A 20,236-nucleotide genomic window follows, 5' to 3' on the forward strand; every position below is an offset into this window, starting at 1 on the left:
TTCAACGGGCGCCGTCGACGGTGAACGTGGCCAGCGCCGCCCAGTGCAACGGGGTGGCGGTGCGGTCGCCGTCGCGCCACCGCCGCATCGTGGCCCGCTGCCAGCGGTTCACCGCCCGGCCCGCGTCGTCGGCGCGATGCGCCAGATCGACCCCGACGATGGTGTCCGCCATGGGATCCGCAAGGCTCGCATCCACGTCCGCAGGGCTGAACTGACGGAACCCGGCAGTCGTCGGCAGCGACCACAAGGTCGCCGTCACCGCTTGAGCGCCGCCCAGAATCATCGCCGCGACCAAGCCGGCCGCTTCGTCGAACCGGTAGTCGCCGCCGGAGGCACACGCCAGCAACGCGACTCGGGGCGGGATCGGCAGCTGAGCCGCGATCATCTCCCCCGCGCTGAGCGGCCGGTCTTCGGCCAGATGCAGGGCGGCACGGTCGGCGTGCCCGGCAGCACCGTCGGCGGCACTGGCATGCCCGACGTAGAGCAGCCGGCTCGGGTCCTGCGCGCACGCGTCGGCCAACCAGCGCCGGTCGGTGTCGGTGCGGCGGAACAGCTCGACGGCCTCGTCGACCTTCGGCAGGACGGCGTGTCCGGCCACCAGCTCACCGAAGTGCTCCGACAACGGCATCTGCGGCGACGGACGGCCCAGCACCGAGCCCAGCGCCGAATCCGGCCGCTGCCCGGGGATTCGGGGATCCAGCACCAGCACCGGCGGGCGCCCGGCGCGGTCCTGCCAGCGGGCGGGCCTACGCGGCGCGTGAACGATGTTGGGCGGCGCGGCCATCAGCACGTCGACCAACTCCATCAGGCGGAAGCTGTCGGGGCCGGGCATCGCGAGCTGCCCCCAGGGCACCCGGGCCAGCCGTGGGCTCGGCGTCACGAACAGCACCGGCCGGATGTCGGCAACGCAATCGGCCAGCAGCTGCCAGCCGGCGATGCCGATCAGATGCGAGCCCAGCAGTCGGGCCAGTTCGAGTTCGGCATCCGGCGTGGCGAATGCGCCTGACGTGACGGCCCGTTCAATTGCCTGGGCGGGTGTTTCGGTGTCCATCGGATCCGGCAGCGCCGGGTTGAGCGCGGCCTCCACCGCCTGCATGTGCGGTTCCTCTATCACCCAGGTGACCGAGCGCTCCGGCGCGCCGACCACCCGCAGGCTGACATAGGTCGCGATGCCGACGTCGGCGAACCGCATCACCAAGGTTTCGGTCACGGCCACGTCGTCCATTCCGCGCCCGGCGCGGTGACGTCCCGGCCGTACCGCTGCTGTGCCAGTTGCCGGTAGTGGCTCATGATCGGCCCCGAAGTCGGGTCCATCCGCAGTTCGGGCAGCGGTCCGAGCCTGGTCAGCGCTCCTTCACCGCCGAGCGGCTCCGCGGCGGCCGCGACGGCGAGCTGCGGCGCGAGTTCGGCCTCGACGGGCACGACGGCCGTGGCGGTTTCGGTCCAGTCGGCGGCCGGGCTCGACTCATCGGCTCGATCTGTGCTGAAAGTTCCTCGTGCGCTGTGATATTCGATCAGCTCACAGGTCAGCTCGGTATTGTCCGATTCCCAGGCCACCGCGAACGCTCCCGCCATCAAGGGCGCCGCAACGCTGTTGGCCCACCGGGCCCTGGCTCCCGCGTCGGTGATCGTGTATCGCACCGAATCAACGGCCAGCGCCGCCGGGACCTTCAGGTCGGCGGCCCGATCGAGCTTGGCCATCCCGCGGCGGTACCTGCGACTACCCGGGCGGCAGTTGAACGTGCCGGAGCCTGCGGCATGCCGAGCCTCGACCTGTTCCCAACTCTGCCCCGGTTTGCCCAAACCGTCGAAGCCCATCCCCGCCAGTGCGTCGGCGCGCCAGATGTTGCCCAGGTGCGCATCCAACCGCGCGTACTGCAACCAACTGCTTCGCGCCGAGGCATCCAGCAGGCTCCTGGCCTCGTCCACCATCGCGATTGCCTCGTCGAAGGCGCCGCGGAACAGAGCTATCCAACTCCGTTGCAACAGAATTCGGTGAATATGCAAGGGTCGGTCAATTTCGCGCCAATGCCGCTCGGCGTGCTCCCAGCATTCGTCGGCCTCCCGCAACCTGCCCAGTCCCACCCGGATCAGTCCGAAGTACAGCCAGCTCCGGGATACGTCATGGGCGCGGGCATGCTCGGCGATCACCGGGTAGGCCTCCGTCACCAGGTCCTGGGTGTCGGAGTACTGACCGGCCGACCAGGCCGCGGCCCCCCGCTCGAGCTGGGCGCGGGCGGTGGCGAGTTTCCAGTCACGGGCCTGCGCCCGGGCCCCGGCGCGGCGCAGCCATGGTTCGGCCTCGTCGAGGCGACCGGACTCGATGCAGAACCGGCCGTAGCCGAGCGCTCCGGTGACGAAAAGGTGATCGGTCTCTGCGTCGTCCGCTCCGGGCCCCGCATTCTGCAGCACGTCGAGCACCTCGGCCCACACCGGCACCGATGCGGCATACAGGTCGTCGTCGCACAGGCTGCTCGCGATCAGAATCCTGGTGTGGCAGATCAGGTTACGATGTTCGGTCCGCAAATCGTCGAAGTCCCCTGAGGTTTCGATCAGGGCCTCCAGATGAGCTGCGGCATCGTCATGATCGCCGCGGGCCGCGGCGAGCCCCGCCTCGAGGAATGCGACACGACGGGAGTACCGGCAGATCATGTGATCGATCTCGGAATCGGACATGGTGACCTGCGCGGCAAGGTCAGGGCGTTGTCCGGCCCGGATCGCGACGTAGATCGACAGACAGTCGCGGATGCGCGAAATGCTTTCCACCACACCCTCATACGCGGTGCGCACCAGGTAGATCTCACCGAGTTGGGCGAACACTTCGAGTGCGTAGTCGTCGCGGTCGGCCTGCTCGATCAGGGGCAGCAGGGACACCAGCACATCGCGCGCGGCAGTCTCGTCGGCAGCCAGCGTCAGCTGACGGGCGCGGTCGAGATCGCCGGCGATGGTCACCTGTGCACCATATAGAAAGCGGCGGGCGTGCCCGGCAAATGGTCTGCCGGGCACACCCGCCATGTCGGGAGATCAGCTGCACGACACCGTGATGGTGAACGGCTTGTTGATCATCCCGGCCATCGGGTTCTTCATGTCGGCGCCCGACGCCTCACCGGTGATCGTGTAGGTGTCGCCGTCGACCTTGACCTCGGCAGAGCCGACCTTGACGCCCATGCCCTCACTCACCGCCAGGGCGCTTCCGTCGTAGACCAGACCCAGCGATTCGACCTTCGGCGTGGCCTCGTCGGTCATCACCACGCCCAGGCCCTGCTGACCGCCGATCGCGGCGCTGGCCACGTTGATCTTGCCGCCCTGCTTCACACACGTGACCGAGTTGAGGTCGAGTCCGGCCAGGTCCGATCCATCGACTTTGACCTGGGTGTTGCTCCCCGAGCTCACCTTGGTCTCGGCCGCCGCCGGCTTGTCCGCGGGCTTGTCGGCCGCCTTGTCGTTCGAGCAGCCGACCAGCACCGCGCCGGTGGCGAGCAGTCCCATGGCACCTGCGATAACTCGATTGATGGTCATTGGATGTTCCCCTTCGTTCCACGTTGCCCCGATGGCTCCGTCGTGTCCTGAAGTCTTGGCGGGGCGTTGGGCTACCGATCCCAAGAACCGTCGGTTCCCGCAGGTAACGTGGGGTACATGACGGACCCATCGCAGCCGGACCGATCCGAAGAAGCCGAAGAAACCGGCACAGCCGAGGATTCCGCCGCCATCGAGGGCGAGGTGGTTCCCGCACCGCCGGCCGCGGGTTCTCTGCCGGGGCCTGTCCCGGGACCGGTTTCCGGGCCGGCCGACCCGGGCTACACCCCCGCCGGGGTGCCGACCTTCGATGCGGTCCGCGAGAAGATCGAGACCCGCTACGGCACCGCGCTCGGGGCGTCTGAACTGGACGCCGAGACACCTGAGGGCCGCTCCATCGAGGAGCAGTACGAGAAGCGCCAGAAGGCGGCAGCCGAGCGCTTGCAGCAGATCCGTGAGTCCATGGACAAGCGGGACGACGCCTGACCCGTGCGATCGTTCACACTCGCCGAGCGCCGAGCCCGGCTGGCCCGGCGCCATTTCCTGTGCCGACCGGCGTCCTCGGTCGTCGACACCGCGGGCGCATTCGTCGGCCTGCACGCCACTGATCCGTCGACGCCCTACCTGTCCCTGTGGGCGCGGCTGCCCGCCTTCACCATGGATGACCTGGACAAGGAGCTCTACCAGCGGCGCACGGTGCTGAAACACCTCGCGATGCGCCGCACGCTGTGGATCGTGCGCACCGAGGACCTGCCGCTCGTGCAGGCGGGGGCAAGCGACCGGGTCGCCGGCAACGAGGAGCGCAAACTCGTCGGCGACGTGGAGAAGGCCGGTGTGGCCGCCGACGGAGCCCAGTGGCTCGCCACCGCCTGCGAGGCGGTGCTGGCGTATCTGCACCAACATGGACCTACGCCCGCGGCCCAATTGCGCAGCGCACTGCCCGAACTCGCCGGCAGTTACGATCCGGCGCCCGGAAAACGCTGGGGTGGCCAAACACCGCTTTCCCCAAGGATTCTCACTGTCCTTGGAGTGCGCGGTGAGATCGTGCGCGGCCCCAACGACGGCAGCTGGACCACGTCGCGGCCACGGTGGACGGTCACCTCCGAGTGGCTGGGCGCCTCACCGTTGCCCGCCGAACCCGAGCACGCCCGCGCCGAACTGGTACGGACCTGGCTGCAGACGTTCGGCCCGGCCACCGTCACCGACGTCAAATGGTGGTTCGGCAACACCCTGACGTGGGCACGCCACGCGTTGCGCGATGTCGGTGCGGTCGAGGTCAGCTTGGAAGATGCCCCCGACACCGTGGCTTATGTGCTGCCAGAGGATCTGGAGGTCGAGCCCGAACCCGAGCCGTGGGCGGCGCTGCTGCCCGGTCTCGATGTCACCACCATGGGCTGGTTCGACCGCGAGTGGTACCTGGGCGATCACCGCCGTCAGGTGTTCGACACCAACGGCAACGGCGGGCCCACCGCATGGTGGAACGGCCGGATCGTGGGCGGTTGGGGCCACGGTGCCGACGGCCGCATCGAGCTGCACCTGCTGGAAGAGATCGGCCGCGACGGCACCCGCGCGTTGCAGGAGCGCGCTGACGCGCTGACCGACTGGCTGGCCGGGGTGCGCACCAAACCCCGGTTCCCCTCGCCGCTTTCCAAGCGCTGACGGCGCCGGCCGAGATCTAAGCGCTGACCTTGCGCCGCTTGGGTTTCGGTGCGGGCACATCGATGAGCTCGGCAAGGAACTGGCCGGTGTAGCTGTCGGGATTGGCGGCGACGTCCTCGGGTGTGCCCTGCGCGACGACCGTGCCACCGCCGGCACCACCCTCGGGACCCATGTCCACGATCCAGTCCGAAGTCTTGATCACGTCGAGGTTGTGCTCGATGACGATCACCGTATTGCCTTTGTCGACAAGGCCGTTGATCACCTTGAGCAACTTGCGGATGTCCTCGAAGTGCAGACCCGTCGTCGGCTCGTCGAGGATGTACACGGTGCGCCCGGTCGAGCGCTTCTGCAACTCGGCGGCCAGCTTGACGCGTTGCGCCTCACCACCGGACAGTGTCGGCGCCGGCTGCCCCAACCGCACGTAACCCAGGCCGACGTCGACGAGGGTCTTGAGGTAGCGGTGGATCGAGCTGATCGGCTCGAAGAACTCGGCGGCCTCCTCGATGGACAGATCGAGGACCTCGGCGATGGTCTTGCCCTTGTAGTGCACCTCGAGGGTTTCCCGGTTGTACCGGGCACCCTGGCACACCTCACACGGCACATAGACGTCGGGCAGGAAGTTCATCTCGATCTTGATGGTGCCGTCACCCGAGCAGGCCTCACACCGGCCGCCCTTGACGTTGAACGAGAACCGGCCGGGCTGGTAGCCGCGGACCTTGGCCTCGGTGGTGGCGGCGAACAACGACCGGATCTTGTCGAACACGCCGGTGTAGGTGGCCGGGTTGGACCGCGGCGTGCGACCGATCGGCGACTGGTCGACGCGAACCAGCTTGTCCAGCTGGTCGAGCCCGTTGACCCGGGTGTGCCTGCCGGGCACCTGCCGCGCGCCGTTGAGCTTGTTGGCCATCACCGAGGCCAGGATGTCGTTGACCAGGGTCGACTTGCCCGAGCCGGACACCCCGGTGACCGAGGTGAGCACCCCGAGCGGGAACGCGACGTCGATCTCCCTGAGGTTGTTCTCCCGGGCGCCGACGACGGTGACCTGACGGCGCTTGTCGGTGGGCCGCCGGATGGCCGGCACCTCGATGCTCTCTTTACCGGAAAGGTAAGCGCCGGTGATGGATTCGGGGTTGGTCAGCAGATCCTGATAGGTGCCGCTGTGCACGATCCGGCCACCGTGCTCACCCGCAGCCGGACCGATGTCGACCACCCAGTCGGCGTGCGCGATGGTGTCCAGATCATGCTCGACGACGATCAGTGTGTTGCCGAGGTCGCGCAAGCGCACGAGCGTGTCGATCAGCCTGCGGTTGTCGCGCTGATGCAGGCCGATGGACGGCTCGTCGAGCACGTAGAGCACACCGACCAGGCCGGAACCGATCTGGGTGGCAAGCCGGATACGTTGGGCCTCACCACCGGACAGCGTGGCGGCAGCCCGCGACAGTGACAGGTAGTCGAGGCCGACATCGAGCAGGAACCCGAGCCGCGACTGGATCTCCTTCAGTACCTGACCGGCGATGGCCTGCTCGCGATGGCCCAGTGTCAGCGCGTTGAGGAACTCGGCGCAGTCCGCGATGGACAGCTCCGCGACCTGCGCGATGGATTTGTCGCCGAACTCCCCCGCGGCCATGGTGACCGCCAGGATCTCGGGCTTGAGGCGCGTGCCGTTGCATTCCGGGCACGGGATGTCGCGCATGAAACCCTCGTAGCGTTCCTTCATCTGCTCCGAGTCGGTCTGCTCCATCCGGCGCTGCAGGAACGCCATCACGCCCTCGAAATCGGCGTAGTACGACCGGGTGCGGCCGTAACGGTTCTTGTAGCGGACGTGGACCTGGTGATCGGAGCCTTCCAGGATCGCCTTGCGCGCCTTGGCAGGCAGCTTCTTCCACGGGGTGTCGATGTCGAAACCGAGTTGATCCCCCAGCCCGGACAGCATCCGGGTGAAGTACTCGGCGCTCTGGCCGATGGCCCACGGCGCGATGGCCCCGCCGGCCAGCGTCAGCTCCGGGTCGGGCACGACCAGTTCGGGGTCGACCTCTTTGCGGATACCCAGGCCCGTGCACTCGGGGCAGGCACCGTAGGGCGAGTTGAACGAGAACGACCGTGGTTCAAGATCATCCACGGCCAGCGGGTGGCCGTTAGGGCAAGCCAGCTTCTCGGAGAAGCGTTGTTCCCGGTGCGGGTGGTCGTCATCGCGGTCGACGAACTCGAGCACCACGATGCCGTCGGCGAGGTTCAGCGCCGTCTCCACCGAATCGGTGAGCCGCTGCTTGGAGCTGGCCTTGACCGTCAACCGGTCGACCACCACCTCGATATCGTGCTTTTCCTGCTTCTTCAGCTTGGGCGGGTCGGTCAGCGGATGCACCACGCCGTCCACCCGCACACGGCTGTAGCCCTGGGTGTTGAGCTTCTCGAACAGGTCGACGAACTCACCCTTGCGGGTGCGGACCACGGGCGCCAGCACCTGGAACCGCAGGCCCTCGTCCATGGCCAGCACCTGGTCGACGATCTGCTGCGGGGTCTGCCGGGCGATGCGCTCACCACACACCGGGCAGTGCGGGGTGCCCGCGCGGGCGTACAGCAGGCGCAGATAGTCGTACACCTCGGTGATGGTGCCCACGGTCGACCGCGGGTTGCGGTTGGTCGACTTCTGATCGATGGACACCGCAGGCGACAGGCCCTCGATGAAGTCGACGTCGGGCTTGTCCATCTGCCCGAGGAACTGCCGGGCGTAGGCCGACAGCGACTCGACATAACGGCGCTGCCCTTCGGCGAAGATCGTGTCGAAGGCCAGCGAGGACTTCCCGGACCCGGACAGGCCGGTGAACACGATCAGCGCATCGCGCGGCAGATCGAGGTCGACTCCTCGCAGATTGTGCTCGCGGGCACCCTTGACGATAAGGCGGTCAGCCACGCGTTTCCTTTCCAACGACAGACTTCACGCCCATGCTATGTGCGGCCACCGACAAGCCCGATACGGTGGCGCTATGACCAGCCCTCACATCGCGGTTGACGATACGTACACCGGTCACCAGGAACCCGGGACCGCCGCCCGGCGCACCCTGCCGAACGCCTCGATCATCAAGGTGTCGGTCGGACCCATGGACAACAACGCCTACCTGGTGACCTGCACATCCACCGGTGACACCCTGCTCATCGATGCCGCCAACGACGCCGAGGTCCTGCTGGACCTGATCAAGCAGCACGCGCCCAAGCTGTCGCTGATCGTCACCAGTCACCAGCATTTCGACCACTGGCAGGCGCTGGAAGCTGTGGCAGAGGTCACCGGGGCACCCACGGCCGCGCACGCACTCGACGCCGAACCTCTGCCGGTCACCCCGGACCGGATCCTGGCCGACGGGGACACCGTGCAGATCGGTGATCTGACCTTCGATGTGATCCACCTACAGGGCCACACCGAGGGATCGGTCGCGCTGGCGCTCAAGTCCCCGGATGGAGTGACCCACCTGTTCACCGGCGACTGCCTGTTTCCGGGGGGTGTGGGCAAAACCTGGCAACCCGGCGATTTCGAACGGCTGCTGGGCGATGTGAGCGCCAAGGTGTTCGAGGTCTACGACGATCGGACCGTCGTATACCCCGGCCACGGCGATGACACCACGCTCGGCGCCGAACGTCCGCACCTCGGAGAGTGGCGCGAGCGCGGTTGGTAGACAGTCGGCCGGTGCGGGCTCAGCTGGTGTGGACGATGAGCACGTCGGTCTTCGACCGGCGCGCCACGTTCGCAGGCACCGAGCCCAGCAGGCGACCCGCAATGGTGCTCAGGCCCACGTTGCCGACCACCAGAAGATCCGCCTTGACGTCCTCGGCCAGCTCCACGAGCGCATCGACCGGAGCGCCGACAACCGGCCGCTCCTCGATGTCGGTGGCGCCGGCAGCCTTCGCACGGTCGGTCGCCTCGCGCAGGATCGCGTAGATCGGCGCATTGCCGGCCATCTTGTAGCCCTCGTCCTTGAGCACATCAGCGGCACGCTGATCTTCGCTCTGGGGGAAGTAGGCGGTCGCCACGATCAGCTTGGCATTCGAGCCGGCGGCAATCTGACCGGCGCGGTCGACTGCACGCAACGACGAATCAGATCCGTCCGTGCCGACCACCACGGTTCGATACGCGCTCATCAATACCCTCCCACTGTCAGTTGCAACGCCACCCGAGACAGTAACCCGTCGTCCGCTGACCAGGGGGGCGAATCACGACACCCACTCGGACAGCCGACAACTGAACCCATTTTTCGGTCCCGGAACGGCGTATCGGCCCTGATGTTAACCCTCGGAGCCACAAAATCGGTGCTGACCGTGACGTAGTCGACGCAGAGCGAATCCGGGTTGTCGCCAGGACGATTCACCGCCGTAGTGATCCAGCTCATCTATCCGTGCGCCGGTCGACACGGCGGGCAACAGCTGGGCAATAGCACTGTCGGAGAGAGCGAGTCGGAGCTCTCAGGTTAATCTTTGGCATCGGTTGAGGGGGTGGCACGGTCGCTGACGTGGATCTATCGCTGAATGAGCGCGCCGATGGCGCGGACCGGCGCGTCGATCGAGAAAGCCGACTCGACGCTCTGGCGGTGGCCGCGTTCGCCATTGTGCTGAGCGCAGCGGGGGCCGCCCGGCCCTCACTGTGGTTCGACGAGGCCGCCACCATATCGGCGGCCACCCGATCGGTTTCCCAGCTCTGGGACCTGATCGGCCACATCGACGCCGTCCACGGCCTGTACTACCTCGGCATGCACGGCTGGTTCGCCGTTTTCCCGGCGACCGAGTTCTGGTCCCGGTTCTCCAGCTGCCTCGCCGTCGGAGGTGCCGCAGGCGGAGTGGTCGTACTCGGCCGGCAGTTCAGCAGTCGGACGGTATCGGTCTGTGCGGGAGTTCTTTTCGCGATCCTGCCGAGGATCACCTGGGCCGGTATCGAGGCCCGTTCCTATTCGTGGTCGACGTTGGCGGCGGTATGGCTGACCGTTCTTCTCGTCGCCGCGATCCGGCGCGACCGCACCGCGCTGTGGGTGTCATACGGTGCGCTACTGGTGGTTTCGACCGTGCTGAACATCTTCGTGGTGCTGATGGTGATTCCGCACGCCCTGGCCGTCGCGATGCTCTGCGACCGCCGCCGCACCCGGGCAGGATGGGCTGCGGTCACCACGGCCGCCGTCCTCATCGTGGTTCCCTTCATCTCGTGGTGCCGTTCGCAGAGCTTCCAGGTGGGCTGGATCTCACCGCTGAGCCTGCGCACAGTGGCCGAAGTCGCCATGGAGCAGTACTTCGACCACAGCCTGAGCTTCGCGCTGCTGGCGGCCGCGGTGCTCATCGCACCCCTGTTGGTGAAACGGCTACGGCCGACCGATGACGGCACGCGGCGGCTCGCCCTCCTCGCCGCGGCGTGGGTGGCCGCGCCGACCGCCGTACTCTTGGTGTATTCGGCTGTTTCCCAACCGCTTTACTACCCGCGCTACCTCTGTTTCACCACACCGGCAATGGCGCTGCTGCTCGCGGTCTGTGTGGTCGCGGTGGCCCGCAGCCGGGAGTGGATCACCGCGGCCTTGGCGGTGTTCGCATTGGCCGCGACGCCGAACTACATCACGGTGCAACGCGGTCCGTACGCCAAGGAAGGCATGGATTTCAGCCAGGTCGCTGACGTCATCTCGGCGCACTCCTCCCCCGGCGACTGCGTGATCTTCGACAACACCACCTCGTGGAAGCCGGGCCCCATCCGGCCCATCACCGCCGCCCGTCCGGGCGCGTACGCCCACCTTGTCGACCCCGGTCGCGGCACGCAGGCGCCACAACGGAATCGGTTGTGGGACCAGCATCTCGGCATCTGGGGCGTCGCCGACCAGGTGCGCCGATGCACAGTCTTGTGGACGGTGTCCGAACGGGACCCTTCGGTGCCGAACCGGCAGAGCGCCCCACACCTTCAGCCCGGGCCCCGGTTGGACCGCGCCCCGGCCTATCAAGTACCCGAAAGCATGGGCTTCCACATCGTCGAACGCTGGCAGTTCAACTTCGCCCAGGTGGTCAAATCGACCCGGTGAATCAGTCGCGGCGCGCGCGACCGAAGTACACCTCCTGGGTCGCCGAGCAGGCGAGTTCACCTGACCGGTTGTAGACGGTGGCACTGGCCAGGCCGCGCCCGTTGATGCCACTGGGCGAAACCTGGTCGGACAGAACCCAATCCGTCAGATCGGCCCGGCGGTGGAACCAGATGGCGAGGTCGATCAAGGCCGAGAAGACGGTGACCTGGGTGGCACGCCGCATCGTCACCGTGGTGTCCAGCAACGCGGTGCCCGAAAAGTACGTCAGCAGACAGCTGTTGATGATCGGATCGTCGGTGACGGGTGCGGCAGGGCGCCACCACATCCGGGTGCGCTCCGGCGGTTCCGGCAGGTCGATCGCCAGCCGCGGAGGCGGGTCGATGTAACGCCGCTCGATCCACTGCGGGCGCACCCAGTATCCGCCGGCCTCATCGGCGAACGCCCGCAATTGCTCCTCCACCGGGGGCAGGGTCTCGGGGTCCGGCACCGCGGGCCTGTCTTGCTGGTAGTCCGCGGCGTCCATGGGGACGCTGAACGAGACGAGCGCTTCCAGCAACACCTCGTCGCCCTGACGGCCGATGACCCGGCGGGTGGACAGCGAACCGCCGTCGCGCAGTTTGTTCACCTCCATCTGCACCGGGTACCTGGCATCACCGGCCCGCAGCAGGTAAACGTGCAGGCTGTGTGGCAATCTGCCGTCGACGGTGCGACTGGCCGCCATGAGAGCCTGGGCAGCGATATGTCCGCCCACGATGTGATGGCTGGGGTTGTCCCGCTGCTCGGCGACGAAAATGCCGTCACCGGACTCCGCCAGTTCGAGCGTGGACAGGACGTCGGCAAGAGGCAGCATGGGCACCGCAGCATTATTCGATGCGGTTGCCCGGTCTTCGCAGCGGGGTATCAGATGGCATCATTCACCGGCAGCCAGTGCTGCACTACATGGGTCAGACGCAGTCGCAGAGCGAGGCAACACGCCGGTTACCTCACAAGGACGCTTTGAATCGAGCGAGCAACTCAACTTCAAAAGGATGAAGATGAGGATCGGCTGCTACATCAATTTCTTTCAGCGCCGCAAGCATCGCATCAAATGTCTCCGGGCGCGATTTCTGGGACAGAAGCCGTCGCGTGACTTCAGCTGGTAAGCCATACTCTTCCACGGCCAACAAGAACGGCCATGTAAACCCTGATTCTACGCGGGCAGCGTAAGGTTGATAATTGCACGGCTCGAAGCCATTCCGCACCAATACCTCGCGCGCTATTCGATCAACTACTCCGATCAGTGTCGGCAAATTATGACTAAGCCAAAACCTACAAAAGTCAAACGCCAGCTCAATCCTGTCATCAACCGTTTCATTTGGGCGCCACCATTCCCTGTCCGACCCGGTAAAGGCCTGCACGATGGAGAACATGACTCCGTCTGCCAAAGCGGCCTGACTGGCATAATAAGTCAATTGCCGCGCAGATGTGGCACCATGACCGGTGTGGCCCGAAGGCGCCAAAAACTCCCAGATAAGGTCGATTAGTTGACTTACCTGCTCGTACGAAGGATAGGGGGTCGACCAGCCGAGTTCAGCCTGATCTGACCTCGACCAGAGCGACAGATTTTCAGCCAGTGCCAGTTGCATATGGGGATCAATTCCCACATTTGCCCTGAGGACCGATTCGTCCAAAAGATCCTGGCTTAGGATTTCCGCCAAACGATTGTTACTACTATCCGTCCTGTCATTTTCATCAACAGAGATTAGTAACGAGTCGGGAGCGAGATCACTTTGACTCAGCCCCGGAAAATCGATATTAGGCAGTGAACCGGCCGGCTCTGAATGGAAGAGGTGGACTGTGCCCACGAAATGTTTGAACATTCTTCCAGCGCGGCCTCGTATGTTTGAGAACGTGAAATAATCGTACGCGCGTCTCGCGATATTTTTGTCTACGATTATCACACGCTTCGCACGAGTATTAACGCCTTCAATCAGTGAGTTTGTACAGATAAGTATGTTCAAGCCACCGTCGTTGAAGGCTTCGACCATATATTGCGAGAGCCAGCGAGGCAGGCGCCCATGGTGCAAACCGACTCCAATTTCGAGAGCATCCGGCAAGGACCAATCGAAAGAATAATTTGCTCTCAGCCAATCTGCAGCACGCCCGAGTTCGGCATTAGTGTGTTTCGCGCGCATATCTTCAACTATCCACGAAAGAATCTTCCGCGCGCGGGCAGGACTCTGACAGTAAATCAGCGTCGGGTCACTCGATTCAGAGAGTATCTGAGCCAGAAGCTCTCTGCGCTCCTCATCGTTAGTAGGTCGATGGCGGATCGTATCGGCCGCGACCGTGGAGTAGTCAGTACGGAAGAAAGCGGCTTGAACTTCGTTAGGCAATAGGCTGTCAACAGCGCTGATACTGGGTCCAGCCATGTAATACTGCGCCCCGGATGACATGAGCTTGAGGAGTGCCTGGTTCAAAAGGCTGGCGCGCGCGTTAAGGCGTACATGCCCCCTCGAGCCTTCAGTTTCCGCCAACTTGTAAAACTCGTCTATAAAGAAGAAGTCGATCCTCGGCATTTCTTCCATAGCTAAGAACCGCTCTTGCGTCATCACAAATAAGTTCTTGCTCGCGAAACTCTGACCAGGATGAGTCACGAGTTTATAGCTGCGGAATCGGCTCAGCCGGCGCCGAGTCTCGTCAATAAGGGCAATGGTCGGCACTATCAAGACAATATTGTCATAGCTGAGCGTAGAAATCAGAGAGTCTACTATCAAACTCTTGCCAAAACTTGTAGGGGCGGAGAGGATTACATTCTCTCCATTTCGCAACCGCTGATATATTTGAGCTTGAACTCGATGAAAGACGACGTCACCCATGGCTTCAGGACGATGCATTTCGAACGCCACTAAGTCGCGAAAGGGAATCTCAGTAGCATCATCCGTACCGTTGTATTCGCTCACCAGGTATGGAAAAAGGCCGTGCTCCCTTGCGAGCGCCCACAAAAGCTCGCGGTGCTGCCCGAAGTCCGCCGCCCTGTCAAGGGCGCGGATGACCAAGTCGGTCGCAGATGAATTCGACTGATTCTCGTTGGAATATGCGGCAATCTCGGCAAGCAGGTCGAATTGATTTCCGATTGCGCCCCGCAACCGCTGAACTAAGGCTTCGTAACCGCTTGCCACGCCTTAAGCCTTTCATCGAACCTGGCCAATAAATCCCTCTTTGTAGCCATTGGAAGCAGAATCAGGTGGACCCTGATCGTACGAGGTAGTTCAATCCTTCCCATCCTCCCCAGAAAAGACTCCCACTTTAACGATAGTTCTTGCCTTACGGCATCAATATATTCTGCCGTCCACGCATTGTGACTCTGTGTTACTTCACTGTCAAATGTAATAAATACCGGAATCACAACTCGCTTGAACACAGAATCGAGACTTATCGTTCGATTGAGAAGCTTCTTGACTGCTTGCTCATGCTTCCAGTCCTGCGGTATCTTATCGACAATCGCCGCGAACTCACTGCGCAGGTAATCTGCCTCCAAGTGCTCTTTGAGGCCACTCATGACCGCATACATTGCGTCCGAGCTGTCAACGTAAAACTTCGACTCTCCTAACCAAAGTTGGAACTCCAACTCGTCATCGCTATTCTCCACGATGTGGACCGCGTCGAACCCCTTGACGGTATCGTTTGCCGCGTCCTTGAAATACAATCGCGAAATTAACTTCTCGCTCAGCATAAATCGACGCAAGATAATGTGAAGTAGAAGTTCTCCAATTTCACCGCGGTTCTCGTAGTCAGTCGTTGAATAAATCCGACTTAAGGCTTTCCCTAGCATGTCGACGGCGTTGGCCCGACCCAAGCCCTGCAGTTCCGATGGCGTGAGAATCCAGTCCAGAGCCCACTGAACAAGATCATATGACAGCTGAGAGCTACGCCAAGCACCGTCTTCAAATCCTGCACAAACCCCGAGTAGAGCGACGGATTCGTGAGGCTCTTCGATGACAATTTCAAGAATGCACTCCGGAAGCACCTCGGTCGCTTCTGTCAACGCAGTCCCCCCTTAGAGGACCTCCGCCAGTCGTGCGCGGCCACAAATCCTCTGCCCAGACAAACTCATACACCTGCTAAGCGAGAAAGTATGGCACCTGCTCAGCTGAGTCAGGCATTTGACCTCGTGTTTGCACGAGAGGCGTCTGGCGCCGACACCTGTCCAGTACGGTCTCCGCTTTGCTGAGGCAGGCAGCGGCATCGCGGGGAATGAACATGCAGCCGGACGATGGTCGATTGTGCCCGCAAGCAATCGGCAGACTGAATCACGCAAGTAGTGCACTGGCCTGGACTTTCATGCCCCAAGCCAGTGCCCACTGCAAAATACCGACAATGGCACTTCGAGCGAGTGACGGGATTCGAACCCGTGTAAACGGCTTTGCAGGCCGGTGCCTGACCACTCAGCCACACCCGCGTCGATTGGTTACTGTGCCAGGCACTGAGACGCGGGGCGATAGTTTCGATCGCAATGATCACTATCTGTCGGCATCCCCTACCGGCCTGCCGACCACTGCCCCGCCCTGGGGCCACCCGGCCGGCGAGTCCTCCCACGGTTCCTGCCGCCCGTATGGGGTGAGATCCAGGAACGGGTAGCCCACCGCGCTGTGGTCCAGACCACGGGCGAAGGTCGAGTACGTATGGAAGACCTCGTCGCCGCGGCGCAGAAAGACACTGGCGCCCGGCCAGTCGCCCCGGAGGTCTTCGTCTGCGAAGCCGGCCTCCTGGAGCTCGGCGACGGACATGTAGTTGTACTCGATCGGCGCCCGGGCCGGGTCGAGTGTCACGTGGAAGTCGTAGGTGAAATCGCCATCGCGCGACGAGTACCACGGGAATGTCCAGCCGTGGGCGTCCCGGTACGCCGCGATGCTGGCATATGGTGCCCGGGAAACGCAGGCGAACGTGACGTCCTTGCCGTGCAACAGTTCTCGGTCCTGTGCGGTGAAGGTGAGATCAGCCGCGGCGGTGCAACTGGGACAGCCCTGGTCGATCGCGTCGATCCACATGAAGTGGTGGATGTAGAGCTGGCTGCGCCCCTCGAACATGTCGACGAGTCGCACTTCACCGTCGGGTCCTTCGAACGTGTAGTCCTTCTCCACCCTGACCATAGGTAACCGGCGGCGTTGGGCGTTGACGGCGTCGCGCAGGTGGGTCACCTCACGCTCGGCCGCCAGTAGTTTCGTGCGGGCCTCGAGCCACTCGTCCCGAGTGACAACGTCTGGGTAGGCATTGAGTGTCAGTGGCATCGAATCACTCCTCGAATTGGTCGTATAGGAGTGAGACCCGTGCCGTCGGGAAAACTCATCGCAGGTATTGGCGGGCACCGCGGCCGGACCGGAAGGAGGCAACCGTGCCCACCACCGCCAGCACCGCGAATCCCGCGAACAGCCAACGTGCTGCGGCAGCATCTCCGGTATCGCCGAGGTTCACGACGACACCGGCCAAGCCCGCACCGAACGCCCCACAGATCAGTTGCACGGTGTTGATCGCGGCTGCGGCGGCCGGGCCTTCACCCGGATCGTTCACACTGCCCATGGCCCAGGCGGACAGATGGGGCCATGCGATACCGATGCCGACGCCGGTGATCAGGAGCGAGACTGCCCACGCGACCACTGCCCACGGCGCCATCCCGTCCCGGATCAACAACGCACCGCCGGCCAATCCGACCGCCATCACAATGGGCGCGAACGCCACGGTGCGCGTGATCGTCCGCCGGTTCTGCAGCGATGCACTGACGATCTCCCCCGCGGTCCACCCCACCGACAACACGGCTGCGAAGAATCCGGCCATCACCGGTGTCAGGTGTGCCAACCGTTGGCCGAACAGAGGCACGTACATGTCGACCATGGTGGCGGCCATCAACACGCCGAGGCTCAGGTATATCCATTTCAGCGGCCCCGGTCCGAATGCGCTGGGCGGCAAGACCGCTGCGGCGGCGCGACGGTCGACGAACAGGAATCCTGCGACCAGCGCCACCCCAACCCCGAGCAGCACAGCCATGGCTCGCCAATCATGCGGAATACCCGCCACACTCACCGCCATCGCGGCCGCACCCAGCAGTGTGAGGGACCACACCGGAATGCCGGGTGGCCGCTCCGAAACAGCGCCTTCGCGGCCCGGCAGCGCGATCGGCACCAACGCAGCCATCGCGACCGTCAGTACCACCAGCACACCGAAGGCCCAGCGCCAGTGTCCGAATTGCGCGAACAACCCACCCGTCGCGGGGCCGATCACCGTGCCGACACCCCACATCGCCGAAACCAAAGCAGATGCCTTGGTCCACAACACATTCGGCAGTGCGGTGTTGATCACGGCATAACCCAGCCCGGCCAGCAGACCGCCGGCGAACCCCTGCACTGTGCGCCCGGCGAGCAGCACCTCCATGCTCGGAGCCAACGCACATCCCAGACTTCCGGCGCCAAACACCGTGAGGCCCAAAAAGTATGCCCGCCGGGGCCCCAGCCGCAGCAGTGTCGAGTGGACCGTGGTGGCCGCGACGACCGACGCGACCAGGTACACCGTCGTCACCCACGCGTAGAACCGGTGGCCACCGATGTCGCCGACCGCACTGGGCAACAGGCTGACCGTCAGAAACTCGTTGGTGGCGTACAGCAGCACGCCGCCCGCCAGCACGGTGGACGCGCCCAGATACCGACCGCCCAGTAGTTGTCGCCAGGTCCCGCCGGCGGGCGTCACAGTGTGCGTCACATCGACGACGCTAGAAGCTGAACCGCTGTTGAGGTCAACATCGGCTCACTTCAAGCCGGCCGCGTCCATTCCGCGCAGTTCCTTCTTCAGGTCCTGGATCTCGTCGCGGATGCGCGCCGCGAGCTCGAACTGCAGATCGCGTGCGGCCGTCATCATCTGCTCAGTCAGATCCTTGATCAGATCAGCCAATTCGGCACGCGGCATGTTCGTCGTGTCGCGGCCTTCCACGATGCCGGCGCTGACCGACCGTCCCGGCTCGCCCTGGGCGCGCCGACCACGCGAGGCATTACGCCCCGAACCGCCAATCTCGACCGACTCGGTATCGTCGGCCTCGCGGTACACCTGGTCGAGGATGTCGGCGATCTTCTTCCGCAGCGGCTGCGGGTCGATGCCGTGAGCCTCGTTGTAGGCGATCTGCTTGGCCCGGCGACGTTCGGTCTCGTCGATCGCCTCACGCATCGAGTCGGTGATCTTGTCGGCGTACATGTGCACTTCGCCGGACACATTGCGGGCCGCGCGGCCGATGGTCTGGATCAGGCTGCGTGTCGAGCGCAGGAAGCCTTCCTTGTCGGCATCGAGAATCGCCACCAGCGACACCTCCGGAAGGTCCAGGCCCTCACGCAGCAGGTTGATACCGACCAGCACGTCGTACTCGCCGAGCCGCAGCTGCCGCAGCAACTCGACACGGCGCAGCGTGTCGACCTCTGAATGCAGGTACCGGACCTTGATGCCGAGCTCCAGCAGGTAGTCGGTGAGGTCCTCTGCCATCTTCTTGGTCAGCGTCGTGACCAACACGCGCTCGTCGCGCTCCGTGCGGGCCCGGATCTCCCCGATCAGGTCGTCGATCTGGCCCTTCGTGGGCTTGACCACCACCTGCGGGTCGACCAGACCGGTCGGGCGGATCACCTGCTCGACGAACTCGCCGCCGGCCTGACTGATCTCGTACGCGCCCGGGGTCGCCGACAGGTAGACCGTCTGCCCGATCCGGTCGGCGAATTCCTCCCAGGTCAGGGGCCGGTTGTCAACGGCCGAGGGCAGCCGGAAACCGAAATCCACCAGGTTGCGCTTGCGCGACATGTCCCCCTCGTACATGCCGCCGATCTGCGGCACCGTGACATGCGATTCGTCGATGACGAGCAGGAAATCCTCCGGGAAGTAATCCAGCAGGGTCGCCGGAGCCGACCCTGCGGGCCGGCCGTCGATGTGGCGTGAGTAGTTCTCGATGCCCGAGCAGAACCCGACCTGCTTCATCATCTCGACGTCGTAGTTGGTGCGCATCCGCAGCCGCTGGGCCTCCAGCAGCTTGCCCTGCCCCTCCAGCTCGGCCAGCCGCGCCTCGAGCTCGGCCTCGATGGTGGAGATCGCATGCGCCATCCGTTCCGGCCCCGCCACATAGTGGGTGGCCGGGAAGATCCGCAGCGAGTCGACCTTCCGGACGATGTCGCCGGTCAGTGGATGCAGGTAGTACAGCGCCTCGATCTCGTCGCCGAAGAACTCGATGCGCACCGCGAGCTCCTCGTAGGACGGGATGATCTCGACGGTGTCACCGCGCACCCGGAACGAGCCGCGAGTGAACGCCATGTCGTTGCGGGTGTATTGAACGTCGACCAACAGCCGCAGCAGCCCGTCGCGTGGCACCTCCTGACCGACCTCCAGCTCCACCGAACGGTCGAGGTAAGACTGCGGGGTGCCCAGGCCGTAGATGCACGACACCGAGGCCACCACGACCACATCGCGCCGGGACAGCAGGCTCGAGGTCGCCGAGTGCCGCAACCGCTCGACGTCGTCGTTGATCGAGCTGTCCTTCTCGATATAGGTGTCCGTCTGGGCGATGTACGCCTCGGGCTGGTAGTAGTCGTAGTACGAAACGAAGTACTCGACGGCGTTGTGCGGCAACATCTCCCGCAACTCATTGGCCAGCTGGGCGGCCAGCGTCTTGTTCGGCGCCATCACCAGGGTGGGCCGCTGCAGCCGCTCGATCAGCCACGCGGTGGTGGCCGACTTTCCGGTGCCGGTGGCGCCGAGCAGCACCACGTCGCGCTCGCCGGCCCTGATCCGGCGCTCCAGCTCATCGATCGCAGCCGGCTGGTCACCGGCAGGGTCATAGTCACTGACCACCTCGAACCGCGCACCGGTCCGGACCAGACCGTCTACGGCGTCGACAGCAGATCGGTACTCCGAATGCGCGAGCACGGGGTGTTCGGTCGCGAAGGCCATGCTCACCAGCGTAGAACTGCGCACCGACAACTTCCGATCGGTGCTGTTTCCGCGGCCCCCTCCCCGCGTTAGGC

Annotated in this window: 15 protein-coding genes and 1 tRNA gene; 4 read left to right on the forward strand and 12 right to left on the reverse strand. The window is 64.4% G+C overall.

Annotation, left to right across the window (positions count from 1 at the left end; genetic code table 11):
- Position 1: 1 nt before the first annotated feature.
- The 3 genes from QQ25_RS18570 to QQ25_RS18580 all read right to left on the reverse strand — a co-directional run bounded on the left by QQ25_RS18570 (position 2) and on the right by QQ25_RS18580 (position 3,513).
- Positions 2–1,225 (reverse strand): CHAT domain-containing protein, encoded by a 1,224-nt coding sequence (locus tag QQ25_RS18570; RefSeq protein ID WP_039321308.1) that lies wholly within the window; start codon positions 1,223–1,225, stop codon positions 2–4.
- Entirely contained in the window at positions 1,207–2,952 is a 1,746-nt protein-coding gene (locus QQ25_RS18575) for a hypothetical protein (protein WP_039380362.1), read from the reverse strand. Before QQ25_RS18575 ends, QQ25_RS18570 begins: the two co-directional genes overlap by 19 nt.
- A 72-nt stretch (positions 2,953–3,024) precedes the next feature.
- A complete protein-coding gene (locus tag QQ25_RS18580; RefSeq protein WP_039321603.1) occupies positions 3,025–3,513 on the reverse strand; it encodes a lipoprotein LpqH in 489 nt (162 codons plus the stop codon).
- Between the two features lie 123 nt (positions 3,514–3,636).
- Here QQ25_RS18580 and QQ25_RS18585 point away from each other — a divergent pair, with 123 nt between their 5' ends.
- Together QQ25_RS18585 and QQ25_RS18590 are read left to right on the forward strand one after the other, a co-directional pair.
- On the forward strand, positions 3,637–4,002 hold the full coding sequence (locus tag QQ25_RS18585; RefSeq protein ID WP_234711939.1) for a PspA/IM30 family protein: 366 nt from the start codon (positions 3,637–3,639) through the stop codon (positions 4,000–4,002).
- Between the two features lie 3 nt (positions 4,003–4,005).
- On the forward strand, positions 4,006–5,175 hold the full coding sequence (locus QQ25_RS18590) for a winged helix DNA-binding domain-containing protein (RefSeq protein ID WP_039380363.1): 1,170 nt from the start codon (positions 4,006–4,008) through the stop codon (positions 5,173–5,175).
- 16 nt (positions 5,176–5,191) lie between these two features.
- On the opposite strand, the gene uvrA is transcribed toward QQ25_RS18590, so the two are convergent.
- The gene (gene uvrA, locus QQ25_RS18595) at positions 5,192–8,086 is read right to left on the reverse strand and encodes an excinuclease ABC subunit UvrA (protein ID WP_039321315.1); all 2,895 of its coding nucleotides are present in this window, start codon (positions 8,084–8,086) and stop codon (positions 5,192–5,194) included.
- 73 nt (positions 8,087–8,159) lie between these two features.
- On the opposite strand from uvrA, the gene QQ25_RS18600 reads away from it, so the two are divergent.
- A complete protein-coding gene (locus tag QQ25_RS18600) occupies positions 8,160–8,843 on the forward strand; it encodes an MBL fold metallo-hydrolase (protein WP_039321317.1) in 684 nt (227 codons plus the stop codon).
- Positions 8,844–8,862: 19 nt separating this feature from the next.
- Here QQ25_RS18600 and QQ25_RS18605 read toward each other — a convergent pair whose 3' ends face one another.
- Complete coding sequence (locus QQ25_RS18605) at positions 8,863–9,306, reverse strand: universal stress protein (protein ID WP_003884746.1); 444 nt, start codon at positions 9,304–9,306, stop codon at positions 8,863–8,865.
- 368 nt (positions 9,307–9,674) lie between these two features.
- Here QQ25_RS18605 and QQ25_RS18610 point away from each other — a divergent pair, with 368 nt between their 5' ends.
- On the forward strand, positions 9,675–11,213 hold the full coding sequence (locus tag QQ25_RS18610) for a glycosyltransferase family 39 protein (RefSeq protein ID WP_039380365.1): 1,539 nt from the start codon (positions 9,675–9,677) through the stop codon (positions 11,211–11,213).
- A gap of 1 nt (position 11,214) precedes the next feature.
- Here QQ25_RS18610 and QQ25_RS18615 read toward each other — a convergent pair whose 3' ends face one another.
- The 7 genes from QQ25_RS18615 to uvrB form a co-directional block, all read right to left on the reverse strand.
- Entirely contained in the window at positions 11,215–12,063 is an 849-nt protein-coding gene (locus tag QQ25_RS18615) for an acyl-CoA thioesterase (protein WP_039380367.1), read from the reverse strand.
- Positions 12,064–12,196: 133 nt separating this feature from the next.
- On the reverse strand, positions 12,197–14,374 hold the full coding sequence (locus QQ25_RS18620; RefSeq protein WP_052235912.1) for a DEAD/DEAH box helicase: 2,178 nt from the start codon (positions 14,372–14,374) through the stop codon (positions 12,197–12,199).
- The gene (locus tag QQ25_RS18625; protein ID WP_082017603.1) at positions 14,350–15,240 is read right to left on the reverse strand and encodes a HamA C-terminal domain-containing protein; all 891 of its coding nucleotides are present in this window, start codon (positions 15,238–15,240) and stop codon (positions 14,350–14,352) included. Before QQ25_RS18625 ends, QQ25_RS18620 begins: the two co-directional genes overlap by 25 nt.
- 343 nt (positions 15,241–15,583) lie before the next feature.
- Positions 15,584–15,654 (reverse strand) — tRNA-Cys (locus QQ25_RS18630).
- A gap of 61 nt (positions 15,655–15,715) precedes the next feature.
- The gene (locus QQ25_RS18635; RefSeq protein ID WP_039380368.1) at positions 15,716–16,483 is read right to left on the reverse strand and encodes a DUF899 domain-containing protein; all 768 of its coding nucleotides are present in this window, start codon (positions 16,481–16,483) and stop codon (positions 15,716–15,718) included.
- 55 nt (positions 16,484–16,538) lie between these two features.
- Positions 16,539–17,945: an MFS transporter gene (locus tag QQ25_RS18640; RefSeq protein WP_039380370.1), complete on the reverse strand. Its 1,407-nt coding sequence runs from the start codon at positions 17,943–17,945 to the stop codon at positions 16,539–16,541.
- Positions 17,946–17,990: 45 nt separating this feature from the next.
- Positions 17,991–20,162 (reverse strand): excinuclease ABC subunit UvrB, encoded by a 2,172-nt coding sequence (uvrB, locus tag QQ25_RS18645; protein WP_039380372.1) that lies wholly within the window; start codon positions 20,160–20,162, stop codon positions 17,991–17,993.
- Positions 20,163–20,236: the final 74 nt, after the last annotated feature.

Origin of the sequence: Mycolicibacterium setense (assembly GCF_000805385.1) — a bacterium.
Classification (GTDB): domain Bacteria; phylum Actinomycetota; class Actinomycetes; order Mycobacteriales; family Mycobacteriaceae; genus Mycobacterium; species Mycobacterium setense.